Source organism: Oxyplasma meridianum (genome assembly GCF_038024865.1).
GTDB classification, from domain to species: Archaea; Thermoplasmatota; Thermoplasmata; order Thermoplasmatales; family Thermoplasmataceae; genus Oxyplasma; species Oxyplasma meridianum.
In genome coordinates this window covers 1,114,051-1,129,552 of the sequence record NZ_CP133772.1, presented here as the reverse complement: position 1 = coordinate 1,129,552, position 15,502 = coordinate 1,114,051, and the positions used below count along the sequence as shown (strand labels likewise).

The following is a 15,502-nucleotide window of genomic DNA, read 5'->3' as shown; positions in this document are numbered from 1 at the left end:
TCTGCACATATTTTATATTATTCTGCCATCTCTAACAGATAAATTATGGATATTCAAAAGGAGATTAAAACTGTTTTCAAAGAACTTGGACTGGAGGAAACGAATCACGGATCATTTTCAGGAAAGTGGCATTCTGAAGGGAAGCGAGATATTTACACATCATACAGTCCAATCGATGGAACCCAACTGGGAAAAGTGGAACTTTCAACAAAGGACGATTATGAAGAAATAATAGCCCATCTGCAAAATGCATACTCCATTTGGTCCGAGGTACCTGGACCTAAAAGAGGTTTTGTTATAAAAGAGATCGGAGACGAACTTCTAAGAAAGAAAGCACTTCTTGGAAAAATTGTTAGCCTTGAAACCGGGAAAACTCAGGTTGAGGGGGAGGGGGAAATCCAGGAAATGATAGACGTTGCCTATTTTGCAACAGGGGTCTCCAGGCAACTTTACGGTCTGACAATGACAAGCGAAAGGCCGGAACACAGATTATCCGAGCAGTGGATTCCCATGGGTATTGTGGGTGTGATTTCCGCTTTCAATTTCCCATCTGCAGTATGGTCATGGAATTCTTTTATAGCTGCTGTCTGTGGGGATGTTGTCATATGGAAGCCATCTACAAAAGCCTCCCTGGTTGCGATCGGTGTCATTCATGTTATAGAAAAGGTGTTGGAAAGGCTTGAAATGCCCCAGATTTTCTCTCTGATTGTGAGCAGAGGTTCACAGGGTGGAGAGTGGATTGCAACAGACCACAGAATTCCTCTTGTCTCATTCACAGGATCAATTCCTGTTGGAAGGAAGATAAATACCACCGTGTCCGCTAGGTTGGGAAAGACAATTCTAGAGCTGGGGGGAAATAATGCAGCTATAATTTCATCCAGGGCAAATATGGATATTGCTCTAAAAGGCCTGGTATTCGGTTCATTGGCAACAGCAGGGCAGAGATGTACCTCCACAAGAAGGGCAATAATTCATGAAGATATTTACGATGAATTCATAAAGAAACTTAAAGCTGCATATTCCACTATAAAGATTGGCAATCCACTTGAGAAAGGCGTTCTCGTTGGTCCACTTATAGATAGAGAAGCAGTTCAAACCTATCTTTCTGCCATAGAAACTGCTAAAAAAGAGGGAGGGAGGCTCTTATTTGGCGGTGAGAAAATTACAATTCCCGGACTGGAGAACGGTTTTTATGTTAAACCAGCCATTGTCGAGGCGAAGATGTCTATGCCAATAGTACAGGAAGAAACATTCGGACCTCTCCTCTACGTATTCAAGTATAAAACAATTGAAGAGGCTATCAAAATACATAATTCAGTTCCTCAGGGTTTGTCGTCAGCCATATTCACCACTGATCTGTCAGAGGAGCATCTCTTTCTCTCTGCAAGAGGATCAGACTGCGGAATTGTAAATGTAAACACTAGCACCGCAGGAGCTGAAATAGGAGGTGCATTCGGTGGGGAAAAAGAGACAGGGTCAGGAAGAGAGAGTGGAAGTGATTCCTGGAAAGCGTATATGAGAAGGCAAACAGTCACGGTGAACTGGGGCAAAGAAATTCCACTGTCGCAGGGGGTCAGGTTTGACTTCTGATCTCCTGACATATTCCTGTGGGTAATATAGGAGTCACTAATCCTCTTTAATAGAGAGAATATTTGCCTTATGTGGCAAAGAAAGATATTGGTAACCTTAAAATCATCAGGTCGGTGGAACTTGTTCCATCCAGGACATCATCTCTATCTGACATAATAGATGCAGGAAATCTCCTTGCTGACCTTTCAGATATGTTCACTGCACCGGAAAATCCCAGAGGACTGCCAGGCATTGATCCGGTAATAGCGCTTTATGAAGCCACAAGGAATAACAATATTATTCCCATGCCACATATTACTCCAAGAGACAAGAATGCTCTTTTTATCCGATCTCAGGCCATAACCGCCATGAAATTCGGAATAAATCATTTCTTTGTAATAGGTGGCGATCCAATAAGCCCGGATGCCAATTCAAAAGAGGTCAGAGAGATTGATGTGATGGAAACAATAACTGAGATTAACCAGTCGCGTAAGTTGATTAAGTCCAGGGATGGTGACCAGTCGGAAATTGTAATAGGAAGTGCAATAAATCCTTACCGTTCCAACGAGGAAGAAATAGCATTGAAAAAGATGGAACACGGATCAAGGCTCTTTATCAGCCAGATAATATTTGATCCACAACTTCTTGAAAAAGAATGGATAAAGAAGAGAAATTTTAAGATAATGGCAGGGTTCATGGCAATAAGGAAAAAATCCCAGGTGGATTTCGCTGAAAAGCTGCATATAAACATGTCCGCAGAGGTTCGGGAAAAATTCCAGTACTCAGATGATATAGAATCAACTTCACGAAGAGTAATACTGGAAACATTCGATTCTTTGAAGGGATATGTTGATGGGATTCACATTATGCCATTGGGGCATAATAATCTAGCAAAGGATATACTGGAGTGCATTTGAAATGACAGAGATTAAAGGTTTGATATACGGAATATACCCGAAGAGTGATGAATTAAGGATTAAGATAGGAAGATGGGAAAGAGGAGTAATTAAGGGGGCTGAGATTGAGAATGAAATAAGCAACGAAAAGAGACTGAAAACAGAACTCTTCAAAAATACTGGATCTGTTTATACAGATCCTCTATTCAACTGGTACGATGTATTCAGGCCATTCACATGTGCAACAGAGGGAATTAGTCCTGGCCCTCTGACAAGATACAGGGAGACCAACACATTCTACAGACTGCCTGAAGTGGATCATGTAGGCAGGTTGAAGGTAAATGCCTCCGAATTAAATGAGATTGAAGCAAATCCACCACTTCCCATTTTTCAGAAAAATTCTGATCCAGACTATTTTGTCTTCTTTCCCTCTCCTTTTTCATTCTTCAAAATGTCAAAGGTAAATGAGGAAATTACACTTGAGAAATTTACTGATGGAATGATCTCCATCTATTCAGATATTATGAAATTATATGGTTTTAAAAATGTGCTTCTTTTCGAATCTCTTCCATATCAGGGTGAGGACATGTCGCTTCTTTTGCCTCTTATTAAAAAATTCAAGACAATTCTCGTTACAGAAGGCAATCTAAAATTTGCGGATTTTGATCCTTTGGCAAAAAACCTTCAGACCATTGCTGCAACTCCTGAAGACGAGAATATGGAGATTGCTGCGAAGCATTCTATTGTACCAGGAATAAAGACAATAGATTCTCACAATACGAAAATAGAGGATCCAAAAACTGTGAGAGAAACCGCACTGAAAGCGGCAGAAAAAGCAGGTGTTGATTCAATATACGTCACATTCAACGACTACCTTGATTTTCTTCCATCATCCATTGCCTCAAAAAAACTGGAAATGTTCAGAGAGGTGATTAACTGATGCAGGAGAGAAAATTTATTACTCAGGAAATTGGGAGTTTCAGGAAACCAGATTATCTCAGCAAAAGATTCCACCAGATTCAAGGGACGGCAGAGTTCACTAAATTAGCAGAGAAAGCCACTCTGGAGACACTTGGACTTTTTGATCAGGCCGGCCTTATGAACGTAGGGGTTGGAGGTGAAATGTTCAGGTGGGAGATGTATGAGCATCTGGCAAACAGTCTGGATGGGATTGAATTCTTTGGCATGGTGAGGTCATTCGACAACAAATACTACAGGAAAGGTAGCGTTGTATCAGAAATTAGCCGGAAATCTTCATTTCACGGTGATGAACTGAAATTTATTATTGGCAATACTGAAAAGAGGATAAAGGTCCCCATAACTGGACCATATACAATGATGGACTGGTCCTTCAATGAGGCATACAGAAACAGGGAGGACCTGGCAATGGCCTACGCTGATATAATTAACCAGGAAATCAGGGACCTTAAAAAGATATGGGAAAACAGGTCGGGAGGAGAGATGCTGGAGATACAGATTGACGAGCCGGCGGCTACAACTCACCCTTCAGAAATGGACATGGTTGTGGATTCGGTAAACAGGTCAATTGAGGGAATAAAGGACACAGAATTCAGCATACATGTGTGTTACAGCAGAGATTATCGTCTCCTTTACGACAGAATGCCAGATTTGAAGCTTCATGGACTGAATCTTGAATACGCCAACAGAGACACCATGATGACTGGGGTAAGCGATGAGGCAAGGATAGGGTATGATGATATCGCATATTTTTCAGAGGTAAACGAAGAGCAATATCCCAGAAAGTTCCTGGGTCTTGGCGTAACAGATGTCCATATCAACGAGATCGAATCGGTTCAATTAATCCGGGACAGGATAGAGTATGCAATGGCCTTCATTGAAAACCCAACGAATGTAAGGATAAATCCAGATTGCGGACTCAGAACCAGATCAAGGGAAGTCGGGTATCAGAAATTAAAAAATATGGTGGAGGCAAGAAAACAGGTCTATGGAGAATATTAGTTGGATTTTTTCCTGTTTATTCTTCTTCTTATAAACCCTGCTGCAATATAGGTATAGATGATCACCCCAGTCAGTATAACAAGATTCGCTGCCAAGTCGATGAGGTTTGCATAACTGATTGTTATGGTGTTTCCGGTGACGATCTGTCCATTTCTCAGATACATGTTTATTGTTACATAGTAAGTCTTTCCGGGAAATATACCGGCAAGAACACTGGATTGTGTTCCGGGATTTGAAATGTTCAAATATGCTGGGTTATCCATATGCGAATTGTCAGCGTAGATGATCTGATATGACCCGAAGAGTTGGGGAGATACCGGAGTCCCACTCCATGATATATACGCCAGGCTGAAAAGGAAAGGAAAATACCTTCCCAGGTTCACTGAAAACAGAGACGAAGCATTTATATCCATGGGGACGAGAGGGACATTAATTGTTTCATTGGCAGTGGAGTCTACCTCGACAGTTGCTGAATTGTAACCCGGTCTGGAGAATGTAAGATTTTTTGTCTCATAGCTGTTATAAAACACATAGTAACCGGTTGCATTGGTGAAAAAATAATTGCTGCTGTTGGATGAGACATTTACACCATAAAGTCCATATTTGAATATTCTGTCAATGACCCTCCCTGTTATTTTCTGAATTGCATGCAGTGGTGTAAGATAAAGGGATGTTGAGTATGTGATCCCTGGCTTCAATGAAACTTTATTGGAGGCGGGTTTATAGGCTTCAGCTGATGCGTTTAAAAAAACCTCCCTGGGGAATGTGGAAAGTGTGTAAACTCCATTGGTCTCCTTGAAAGGTATCTGATTTGCAGTTACATTTGCATATCCTGGATTAACAAACACCTTCATGTAAACTGGAAGTGCCGAGATTGTAAAGTTGTAATCTTCCCCACCAGTTACGTTTTTGTTTATTTCCATAAAACCAAATAATCTGGCTGAAATTGAGTTTGATCCCGAGAGTACTGGAATGGCTGTCTCCCCATCAAGAGTAAAGCTGTAAAGGCCGTTGAGTGTTAAGGAAACTTTAGGTGTCATGTCATAGCTTATGTTTGAAGTAATATTGATATGCGAACGCAAAACAACAGGAATGAATACCTCCCTGCTTGCAAGGTATTTTCCAATTCCACCGGAAGATAGAATTGAAGAATTTTCATTTTGATAGGCAGAGACATTGTAATATCCATGTGAAGGGAAAGAATAAGTTGAACCTGTTATGGGCGTCCCATTAACCTCCCACTTTACATTTTCACTTTTTCCATGCAACTTGAAAGTTCCATTCACAGGGCTGGAGAATGAGAGGTTGTAGCTGATTGAAAGCGCGCTGGAAGGACTGGCTGATCCGTTAATGTATGCGCTGTTATTTGAGTAACCATTCTCAACCTGGTACAAACCATCTGCACTGAATATGGACAAGTTTGAATAATTTAACTGGTCGGTAACTCCGGAAAAGTGTGTTTCAAACATAGAAGTTACAGGCATGGTAGAGGTGTTGGCATATACAGACAGATTAGAAAAGCTTCCCCCTGCAACAGGGGTAAGGTTATCTTTACTGTTTAACTGTTCAACACCGTAAGAGGCCTCCATTGACCCCTGAAACTGTGGGAAGATGTTTCTTTTACCCACATTGGTACCATTGACTGAAAGGGAAACAGTATCATTTCTAAATATGATGGATACGTTATACCCTGGGTTTCCGGAAGTTAGAATCTTATTTGATGACCCCCCCGGCAGATCATACGTTTCATTTATCCATACGCCACCCTGATCAAACTGAAACATGGGAAATATAGCAGTGGAGTTGCGGTCAAGGCCAAATCTAATGAAATTAGAATTATTGGAAAAAAGTGAAACATAGTAAAGGGTACTTCCGTTTCCAAACTGATTTGCCGAATTGGGACCTGAAAGGTTTACCACTGCTGAAACACCGTTGTATGAAAAGTTTCCTGAATTAATGATCACGTTAGACCCGTATGGAAGAAGCATATCTGCAGATACATTCAGAAGTTCAGATACATTGGGCGTCCCCAGGCCTGTCACAGGATTCCAGCCACTGTGTGCAGAATAATATCCATTCCCTCCTGATGTAATCTGGGTGAAAGCCTTCCCGTAATAATCTGTTCTGGATATCTGGTAAAACATTGGATTCAGAAGTCCCATTTTCCTACCATTATACTGATCGATAAGACTCCCAATTGCTGCCCACATAGGGGTTGCAATACTTGTTCCTCCAACCTTATAGGCTTTTCCCTCTGAAATTATGACGACACCGGTGTTGTTGTCAGCGTCAAGTGAAACATCAGGGACTCCTCTCTGCGTAATGCTATCATTTAGCGAGGGGGCCATCTGCCAGTATGGCTTGGAAAAGTAGCTGCTGTACCCACCTCCACTTCCATAAGATTTACCACTGAGATTTCCTCCCCAGGCTAACTGTGAAAAAACACCATTGTTATAATAAAGCGATGTACCCCCAACTGAGGTTACATATGGACTAGATGCAGGAAAATTCACAGTAAGTTTATTTGTGTTGTCATATGCACCATTGTCACCGGAAGCAGCGAATATGGAAATGCCTTCGTCAGTTGCCGCCTGAAGCACAAGGTTGAATGAAGAAAGCGTTGAGTTTGCAACTCCAGATTCAGGAGATCCCCAGCTGAAAGACAATGTGTCAGATATTTTGTTGTTTACAGCATATTCAACGGCTCTCTGCATAGCACTGAAACTTGAAGAATCTGCAAGAAGAAGGACAATCTTCGCATAGGGGGCCATTGCATGCGCCCATTCTACATCAGTTGCGGTCTCAATTGCCCATGAATTATTGAAACTGGACTGTGATGATTTGCCGCTTACATATATGACTTTGAGATCTGCAGACGGAAGGCCTGTCGAATTGTCAAATGCCCCGAGATCATATTCTATGTTGGGGTCTCCATATGCATCAACAATGCCTATGGTGGTGCCGTTTCCCTTTATATTATGATGGTAGGCCCAGTTAAAGTCATAAGCGGACGCTATCTGCTGTGGAACATAATAGGAATTGGACATTCCTAACTGGTTGGGCACTGAGGAATATAATATGTTGGGGTATACATTCACGCTTCCAGATGTTTCTGCATACTCTATACCAAACACACTCTTTATCCCATTAAGAAAATTATCCACATTTTTCTTCATTGAAGAATTCAGATTGAAGTTCAGAAAAACCCCATAATTTTGTGCGGGCACTCCAATAGACGAAAGGTAATGCATAATGACACTGTCAGTGAAATTCGTCTGTGATGGATCGTATACTGTGTAGTACAGTTTCCATCCGCTTGCATTCAATGCCCATGTCCCTGTATTGTAAGTTGAAAAATCTGCATTATTTGCATTGTACGATGTGTTGTTATCTGTTATCGCTGGGACAGCAAGAACCATTATCATAATCCATATTATTGCGACAGCCTGAATCCTGGTTAGTGTCATTTTTAACAATACGGCAAATGTAATTATTATATTATATCATTTAGTTGGTACTTATGGAAACAAATCCATCGGACAATCTGCTTAAAAAATATTTCAGGGAATATTATAAGTGTTGGAAGAGCCCCGTTCCTGATCTTATATCATCAAGAGAAATAGGCTTCATTCCATTCTATGGTTCTATGATCAGGCATATACGGTTAATTAACCCCAACGAAGTGGACTCTTTCGTCAACAGGAACGTACCTCGCCATTTTTACTATTCAACGGCATATTACAGGTATCCTGATGAAAAGAAGATGGATGAGAAGGGATGGCTTGGATCAGAGCTTATTTTTGATCTTGACGCAGACCATATCGAAGGTGCGGAAAAGATGAGGTACGATGAAATTCTTGATAAAGTCAAGGAACACACCATCAGGCTGATTGAAAATTTCCTTTTGGGAACTTTCGGGTTTGATGAAAATGATCTGAAAGTATTTTTCTCAGGGGGAAGGGGGTATCATGTTCATGTGCTCAGTGAGAGCATATATAGCCTTAATTCTGACGGAAGAAGAGAGATAGCTGATTATATCAGAGGCGAAGGACTGGCCTCAGATGAGTTAGGAAAGATAAATGTGGTGGATGTGAAAGAAGCCAAGGGGTGGATCAGCAGTATAGATCAGAGATTCACAGAAATCTACAGAAAATTCAGCGAAAACGACGAAAGCGTTTATGAAGACAGATTTCTCCTTAAGGCCTTTGGAAACAGGGAGAATATCCAGAAGTATTTCGGAAGAATGAAAACTTTAAAAATCAGGCAAAAAGTAGTAAAAAAACTGGACCTGATGCGGGAACCGGGAAGGGAGAAATACGGGTATATGACAAGGGATGATCAGGAAATTCTCCAGAACATAATAACGGCAATGCAAAAAGAAGAGACTTCAGAGATTGATGAACCTGTGACAACTGATATTCACCGGCTTATCAGGTACCCCTATAGCCTGCACGGAAAGACCGGACTTATAGTATGTCCTGTGGCAATCAACCACATTAGAGACTTTGATCCGCTGGAAGAAGCACTGAATCCTCTTCTGAAGGGAAAAACTTCCAAAATAAACATTAAAAGGAATGTAAATATCAAATTCAATTCTGAATTGCATACTCTTGTGCCGGGTGAAACAGAACTTCCACTAGATATATCTGTATTTCTGGCCGCTTCCAGAATGGGTAGTTTTATCTGAATATCAAATGATAACAACTTTAAAAATAACATTCATATACTTTGTAGAAATAGCAAAGAGGTGATAAAATGGAACTAAAGAACACAAAGACTCTGGAAAACCTCAAGGTAGGTTTTGCGGGAGAAAGCCAGGCTAACAGAAGATATCTATACTTCGCCCAGAAGGCGGATGAGGAAGGATATCAGGAAATAGCGTCAATTTTCAGATCCACTGCAGATGGTGAGACCGCCCATGCATTCGGGCATATGAAATACCTTCAGACAGTTGGTGACCCAGTAACCGGCGAACCAATAGGGAGCACAGAATTGAATCTTAAGTCTGCAATAGCTGGTGAAACCTATGAATACAGTCAGATGTATCCAGGATTTGCTAAGACAGCAAGAGAGGAGAAATTTGAGGAAATAGCACACTGGTTCGAAGTCCTCACCAAAGCCGAAAAGTCACACGCAAAAAAATATGAAGACACTCTTGCAAAACTTAAGCAGTGAGAGGGTGTTCATATGCAGGAAATTTCCAGGGAGGAGATACTCCCACCAAAAATTTATGAAAAAAGCAGGGAATCAATTACAAGAACTATTATAAACCATAAAAAAGGAAGAAGGGTCACAACCCGGACATTCAGTTTTCTTTTTGAATCAAGAGATATAGTGGTAAACCAGATCAATGAAATGGTATTTATTGAAAATGTGCAAGATGAGGATGAAATAAAGAGACTTATTAATGTTTACAGCGAACAGCTCCCAGGGGAAAATGAACTGAGCGTCTCAATGTTCATTGAGTTTGAGGATCAGGATGTAATGGTCAGGACACTTCCAAAAATGGCTGGAATTGAAAACTCGGTCTATCTGACATTTGATGGAGAAGAGTTAAAGGGAATACCGGAAGAGGGGAGATCGACAGACGTTCTGGAATCAACTCTTCAATATCTGAAATTCAAATTCGACCAGAAGGAGAAAGACAGGTTCATGAAAGCGAAGAATGTATATATAGAAACAAGGAAAAAGGGGTTTGAGGAGAGTGCAAGGATATTTCCTGAACTTCTCGACGCTTTGAAAAATGAACTTCTTTCAAACCAGAATTAGCCTTACACTTAAACCTATTTTTTTAAATTTCATTAGGGCTGAAAGCCAATTTGCATCTATATCCATAAATCAGAAAATACCACTTCATTATAAAATCAGTCTAAAAAACATATTAACTGAGTATAAGATCTACCCATGGTAATTATGAGTCTCATAAAACTTACTGAAGAGGAAGAACAGATACTGGAATATATAAAACAATTTTCAGAAAAAGAGGTAAAACCACTTGCAAAGGAGATTGATGAGAAGAAAACTGTTCCGGAGAAAATTATAAAGAAGATGAAGGAACTTGGTCTGTTCTCAACATACATACCCAAAGAGTATGGAGGGGCAGGTTTAAGTTTCAGCTTTCTGGTAAGAGCTATTGAGGAAATATCAAAGGCATGCCCTAGCACTGCTCTGGTTCTTGATGGGGCTCTTACTCTGTTTGCAGATCCTTTAATAATGTTCGGTAGTGAGAAACTCAAGAAAAAATATCTCCCAAGGGTTGCTCAGGGTGCAATAGGGGGGCTGGCCCTCACAGAGGCAGAGGCTGGAAGTGACGCAGCTTCAATAAGAACAAGAGCTGAAAAAAAAGGTGATAAATTTGTTATAAACGGCACAAAGATTTTCATATCAAACGGACGATTAGCTGAATTTTTCGTAGTTGATGCAGTAACAGATCCGGAAAAAGGACACAGGGGGATCAGTACATTCGTAGTTGATTCAAACATAAAAGGTTTCAAGATCAGCAGAGATATACAGAAAATGGGAATAAGGGGTTCCAGCACAGTAGAACTTGAGTTTGACAATGTGGAGGTTCCGGAAGAGAATCTTGTGGGTGAATTGAACAGGGGGTTTAAGGTGGTTATGGATACGCTGGATTCCGGAAGAATAGGCATTGCTGCACAGGCTCTGGGAATAGCGCAGTCTGCCCTTGATGAAGCCATAGAATACATTAAGGGAAGGAAACAGTTCGGGAAGGCAATTTCAGAATTTCAGGGGATACAGTTCCTCATAGCCGATCTTTCAACCGAACTTGAAGCTGCAAGGCTCATTACATACAAAGCTGCAGAGATGTTTGATAATAAAGAGAATACCATCAAGATATCATCAATGGCAAAGCTCTTTGCATCTGATGTTGCAATGAAGGTTACCACTGAATCGCTCCAGCTGTTCGGTGGGTATGGATACACCACAGAACTTTCAGCTGAAAGGCATATGCGGGATGCAAAAATAACACAGATCTATGAAGGCACAAACCAGATACAGAGGTTGATCATAGCCAGGGAACTTCTCAAATAAGGGTGTGAAATTGATAAGAATCGGATGTTCCGGATGGTCGTATCCGGAATGGTCTGGTGTATTCTATCCAAAGGGAACAAGAAATCTTTTCACCGCATATTCTTCATTTTTCAACACAGTTGAAATAAATTCAACATTCTACAATTTTCCCAGTGAGGAGACTGTAGGAAAATGGATCAGGCAGGTGGAAGGGAGAGACTTTCTCTATTCTGTTAAGATCCCCTCTGCTGTAACCCATGATCTCCTTTTAAGGGACATGATACAGTGCAAAAAGTTAATGCTGGACTTTGAGAAGAGAGTTCTTATGAGGTTGAAAGATGCAGGCAAATTATGTTTTGCCCTGATTCAGATCTCTCCTTTCACAAGTGAGAGAAACCTGTCAAGTGTCTTTGATCTACTGGAAGCACTTTCAACATCATCTCTGATGTATGCAGTGGAACCAAGACACAGGTCCATCTATTCAGACAGCAGCTTTAATGAAGAGATCATCAAACTGGGAGCGATTCCGGCATCTCTGGACAGCCCTGAAAATCCTTTAAAAGAAATACACTTTTCAAGGAGGATGGCATATTTAAGGCTCCATGGAAGAAACTCAGCAGACTGGAATTCACACACCGAAATTCCCATGGCGAGATACAATTACCGTTACAGCTTGGAAGAAATTTCCAATCTTGCAAAAATGATCAATAGCAAGAAAGGCATGGGGGATATATATGTATATTTCAACAACCATCCAAATGGGAATGCCCCCTTGAATGCTATGGAACTTCTCGGCAAACTGGAAAATTCAGGAAAACCAAAACAGAGATCATTGTTCTGATCTCACAATTCAAACATTTTACACAAAGTCGAATATTAATTAAGAGGGTAAACATAAACCCGGCATGAAGCTTGAAGATCAGCTTGATCAGGGAGATTTACTGGAGATAAAGTACGGTAATTCTCTATTGAAGGGCATGTACATAAGTAAAGAAAAGGATCTTCTTATAATAAAACTTGAAAACGGTTATAATCTTTCCCTCCCTTCATCTTCAATTGAAATCCTGAGCCATGTTTCTCAAAAGAGGCCTGTCGGGCTTTCAGGGAATGGCAGTTCAAAAATTGGAAAAGGGAAGACCCATATTACAATAATAACAACCGGTGGAACAATTGCCAGCAGGGTTGATTACTCAACTGGAGCTGTAAAACCTGTCAAAGATCTTGAATTCCTGACCTCATCAATTCCAGGAATAACTGAAAGATTCAACCTAAAACTTTCAGAGTATGGTGAAATACTCAGTGAAAACATGACACCTGAAAACTGGATTTCACTTGGGAGATCAGCAAGGGACTTCATGAAGAAATCTGACGGCATTATCATAACGCATGGAACGGATACAATGTCCTACACATCGTCTGCCCTGGCCTTTATGTTCGAAAGGCAGACCACTCCTGTGGTGTTTGTTGGTTCTCAGAGGAGTTCGGACAGGCCCAGCAGCGATGCGTTTCTTAATTTTAGGGGTGCAATTGAATTTTCATCAACTGATTTTGGAGAGGTTGGAATAGCTATGCATGAGACAATTTCCGACACTGGGATCGCCCTTCACAGATCTGTAAGATCTAGAAAGATGCATACAAGCAGAAGGGACGCATTCAGGACAATAGGTTCCATGCCTGTAGGATATTCTGATCCTAAAGGTACGGTTTTCAGGGAGGGATACAGGAAAATTGCAGACGAAATTAGTTTTTCCGACAGGTTGGACAGCAAAGTGGCGTTGATCTATTTCTCACCCACGCTTTCCAGTGAAGACCTTGAGAATGTGATTGCCGGACGGCATGCCGCAATAATTATGGGAACAGGTCTAGGGCATGTAAATACAGACCTTGCTGAAACAATAAGGAAATCATCCAGAGATGGCATCAAAATAATGATGACATCCCAATGCATAAACGGTTCAGTAAATATGAATGTCTATTCCACTGGCAGGATTTTGAAGGATGCCGGGGTTATACCTATGGGTAGTATACTCCCTGAAGTAGCATACGTGAAGGCCATGTACGTACTTGCAAATTATCCCAGTGAGGAATTTGAAAAACGTATGCAGGAAAATCTCAGAGGGGAAATACTGGAAAGAGAAATCTCCTCCCAATTCAATGAAGGAGGATTTTGATTATGCCAATAGAAAAGATCAAGATCGGTCTGGAGGTTCATATGCAGCTTAACACTGGCAAGCTTTTCTGCAGATGCGGCCAGAATACCGGCGAGAATAGGAATTATTTCCAATTTACCAGGTTGCTTCGCCCAACACTTTCAGAACTTGGAAAGGTGGATATTGCTGCAGAGTATGAAACTGAAAGAGACCGAATATTTACCTACGATGCTACAGACAACACATGTCTTGTAGAGTATGACGAAGAGCCTCCACACGAGATGGATGATGATGCAGTTAAAGCATCTGTCATAATTTCTCTGGCACTTCACTGCGACACAGTGGAGAATATATCAACCATGCGAAAGGTTGTGGTGGACGGTTCAAACACAAGCGGGTTCCAGAGAACCTCCATAGTGGGATTTAACGGATATCTGGATACAAGAAGAGGGAGAGTGCGCATATCCACAGTATGCCTGGAAGAGGATTCAGCAAGGAAGGTTGAGGGAAATTCTTCAGATGTAACATATTCTCTTGACAGGCTTGGAATACCTCTTATAGAGGTATCAACCCAACCAGACATAGTGGACGAGGATCATGCAGTCGAGGTGGCCGAGAAAATAGGGTCCATAGGCATGCTGTCAGGTTACGCCAGAAGAGAGGTGGATGCCATAAGGCAGGACGTGAACATGTCAATGGGCATGGGACGGGTGGAGATAAAAGGGGTTCAGAAACTCTCCCTGATACGTGATTTGATAAAATATGAGAAAAAAAGGCAGGAATCAATTCTCAGGGGAATTGAAGTAGTCGGGAAGAGGTCCAGCGGAAAAAAAACTGATGTCGAATTTACTGATATGAGCAGCATTTTCGAAGATTCATCGTCAATTATTATAAGATCAGGGTTCAAGGCTGGAAATCGCGTATACTGCTCTTTGCTTCCATATTTTGCCGGAACTTTAAAAAATGGTGATCTGCGGATTGGAAAAGAAATATCTGACGTGGTCAAGGCTTTTGGACTTGGCGGGATTTTTCATTCTGATGAGCTTCCTGCATATGGTATAGAGGAAGGAAAAATTAACACTGTATACAGCAAACTTGGAAAGGGGCAGGATGACGCAGTCCTTATTCTTTCATCCCCTTCTTCAAAGATAAAAGTTATAACATCAGCAATAAATAACAGGATAAATAAGCTTATGTCTCTTGATCTGGCTGAAACAAGGGGTCCAAGAGATGATGGAGTGACATTCTTCCTGAGGCCACTACCAGGAAAAGACAGGATGTATCCTGAGACAGACATCCCAATAAAGCACATCTCCGCTGAAACAATGGATTTCTGCAGGAAAAATATACCAAAGGAGGAGGTGGATTTACAGAAGGAACTTACGGAAATATACGGCATATCAGAGCAGGATGCCACTGTCCTCATAAAGTCTGGAAACATGATGAAATTCAGAAGAGTAGCCGATTCTTATAAGGATGCCAGATCAGTGGCAAGACTTTTACTTTTGAAAATTCCAGAAATAAGGGAAAAATTGGGAAAAGAACCCGATGAATCCCAGATCATGGATGTCCTGAAGATTTCAAGCAGAGAAAACTGGTCGAGGTTTGTTATGGAGAAAGCCGTGGAAATCTCAACAGTTTCAGGCCTGAAGGGTGATGATCTGAAAGCTGAGATAGAAAAGCAGATAATGTCAGAAGAGGAGATAGCCGCATTTATTTCATCCGGCCTGAAAGATGGTACCCTGACTGAAAAAAATATAATCCCGTCCATCAGCAGGTCAAGTGAAAAGATTGTTGATCCAACAATGGCCTTATCTATCTTCAAACAAATGACGAAACAAAAACATGACATGTAGATTATTCAAAAATAAGCTT

The 15,502-nt window shown here is 41.1% G+C and carries 12 protein-coding genes; 11 read left to right on the top strand and 1 reads right to left on the bottom strand.

Translation table 11 applies throughout. The features are described from left to right. Positions 1–45: 45 nt before the first annotated feature. The 4 genes from OXIME_RS05920 (at position 46) to OXIME_RS05905 (ending at position 4,445) form a co-directional block, all read left to right on the top strand. The gene (locus OXIME_RS05920) at positions 46–1,590 is read left to right on the top strand and encodes an aldehyde dehydrogenase family protein (RefSeq protein WP_393970927.1); all 1,545 of its coding nucleotides are present in this window, start codon (positions 46–48) and stop codon (positions 1,588–1,590) included. A 71-nt stretch (positions 1,591–1,661) separates the two neighbouring features. After that, on the top strand, positions 1,662–2,486 hold the full coding sequence (locus OXIME_RS05915; RefSeq protein ID WP_393970926.1) for a methylenetetrahydrofolate reductase: 825 nt from the start codon (positions 1,662–1,664) through the stop codon (positions 2,484–2,486). Between the two features lies 1 nt (position 2,487). Continuing rightward, entirely contained in the window at positions 2,488–3,405 is a 918-nt protein-coding gene (locus OXIME_RS05910; protein WP_393970925.1) for a hypothetical protein, read from the top strand. Continuing rightward, positions 3,405–4,445, top strand: a complete 1,041-nt coding sequence (locus OXIME_RS05905) for a methionine synthase (RefSeq protein ID WP_393970924.1) — start codon at positions 3,405–3,407, stop codon at positions 4,443–4,445. Before OXIME_RS05910 ends, OXIME_RS05905 begins: the two co-directional genes overlap by 1 nt. Here OXIME_RS05905 and OXIME_RS05900 read toward each other — a convergent pair. Further along, positions 4,442–7,912: a hypothetical protein gene (locus tag OXIME_RS05900; protein ID WP_393970923.1), complete on the bottom strand. Its 3,471-nt coding sequence runs from the start codon at positions 7,910–7,912 to the stop codon at positions 4,442–4,444. The genes OXIME_RS05905 and OXIME_RS05900 overlap by 4 nt on opposite strands. Before the next feature lie 53 nt (positions 7,913–7,965). On the opposite strand from OXIME_RS05900, the gene priS reads away from it, so the two are divergent. The 7 genes from priS to gatE all read left to right on the top strand — a co-directional run bounded on the left by priS (position 7,966) and on the right by gatE (position 15,483). Further along, positions 7,966–9,132, top strand: a complete 1,167-nt coding sequence (gene priS / locus OXIME_RS05895) for a DNA primase catalytic subunit PriS (RefSeq protein ID WP_393970922.1) — start codon at positions 7,966–7,968, stop codon at positions 9,130–9,132. Between the two features lie 68 nt (positions 9,133–9,200). Further along, positions 9,201–9,620, top strand: a complete 420-nt coding sequence (locus OXIME_RS05890) for a rubrerythrin family protein (RefSeq protein WP_393970921.1) — start codon at positions 9,201–9,203, stop codon at positions 9,618–9,620. 12 nt (positions 9,621–9,632) lie between these two features. Continuing rightward, on the top strand, positions 9,633–10,214 hold the full coding sequence (locus tag OXIME_RS05885; RefSeq protein WP_393970920.1) for a DUF3501 family protein: 582 nt from the start codon (positions 9,633–9,635) through the stop codon (positions 10,212–10,214). 135 nt (positions 10,215–10,349) lie between these two features. Beyond that, complete coding sequence (locus tag OXIME_RS05880) at positions 10,350–11,498, top strand: acyl-CoA dehydrogenase (protein WP_393970919.1); 1,149 nt, start codon at positions 10,350–10,352, stop codon at positions 11,496–11,498. Positions 11,499–11,508: 10 nt separating this feature from the next. Then, positions 11,509–12,318, top strand: coding sequence for a DUF72 domain-containing protein (locus OXIME_RS05875; RefSeq protein ID WP_393970918.1), 810 nt, complete (start codon positions 11,509–11,511; stop codon positions 12,316–12,318). A 64-nt stretch (positions 12,319–12,382) separates the two neighbouring features. Next, positions 12,383–13,648, top strand: coding sequence for a Glu-tRNA(Gln) amidotransferase subunit GatD (gatD, locus tag OXIME_RS05870; RefSeq protein ID WP_393970917.1), 1,266 nt, complete (start codon positions 12,383–12,385; stop codon positions 13,646–13,648). A 2-nt stretch (positions 13,649–13,650) separates the two neighbouring features. Then, entirely contained in the window at positions 13,651–15,483 is a 1,833-nt protein-coding gene (gene gatE / locus OXIME_RS05865; RefSeq protein WP_393970916.1) for a Glu-tRNA(Gln) amidotransferase subunit GatE, read from the top strand. Positions 15,484–15,502 lie beyond the last annotated feature (19 nt).

Excerpts from the sequence above, each read along its gene's own strand:
- gatE (WP_393970916.1), top strand. The coding sequence starts at position 13,651 with ATGCCAATAGAAAAGATCAAGATCGGTCTGGAGGTTCATATGCAGCTT.
- OXIME_RS05910 (WP_393970925.1), top strand. The coding sequence starts at position 2,488 with ATGACAGAGATTAAAGGTTTGATATACGGAATATACCCGAAGAGTGAT.
- gatD (WP_393970917.1), top strand. The coding sequence starts at position 12,383 with ATGAAGCTTGAAGATCAGCTTGATCAGGGAGATTTACTGGAGATAAAG.
- OXIME_RS05890 (WP_393970921.1), top strand. The coding sequence starts at position 9,201 with ATGGAACTAAAGAACACAAAGACTCTGGAAAACCTCAAGGTAGGTTTT.
- OXIME_RS05885 (WP_393970920.1), top strand. The coding sequence starts at position 9,633 with ATGCAGGAAATTTCCAGGGAGGAGATACTCCCACCAAAAATTTATGAA.
- OXIME_RS05900 (WP_393970923.1), bottom strand. The coding sequence starts at position 7,912 with ATGACACTAACCAGGATTCAGGCTGTCGCAATAATATGGATTATGATA.
- priS (WP_393970922.1), top strand. The coding sequence starts at position 7,966 with ATGGAAACAAATCCATCGGACAATCTGCTTAAAAAATATTTCAGGGAA.
- OXIME_RS05920 (WP_393970927.1), top strand. The coding sequence starts at position 46 with ATGGATATTCAAAAGGAGATTAAAACTGTTTTCAAAGAACTTGGACTG.
- OXIME_RS05905 (WP_393970924.1), top strand. The coding sequence starts at position 3,405 with ATGCAGGAGAGAAAATTTATTACTCAGGAAATTGGGAGTTTCAGGAAA.
- OXIME_RS05880 (WP_393970919.1), top strand. The coding sequence starts at position 10,350 with ATGGTAATTATGAGTCTCATAAAACTTACTGAAGAGGAAGAACAGATA.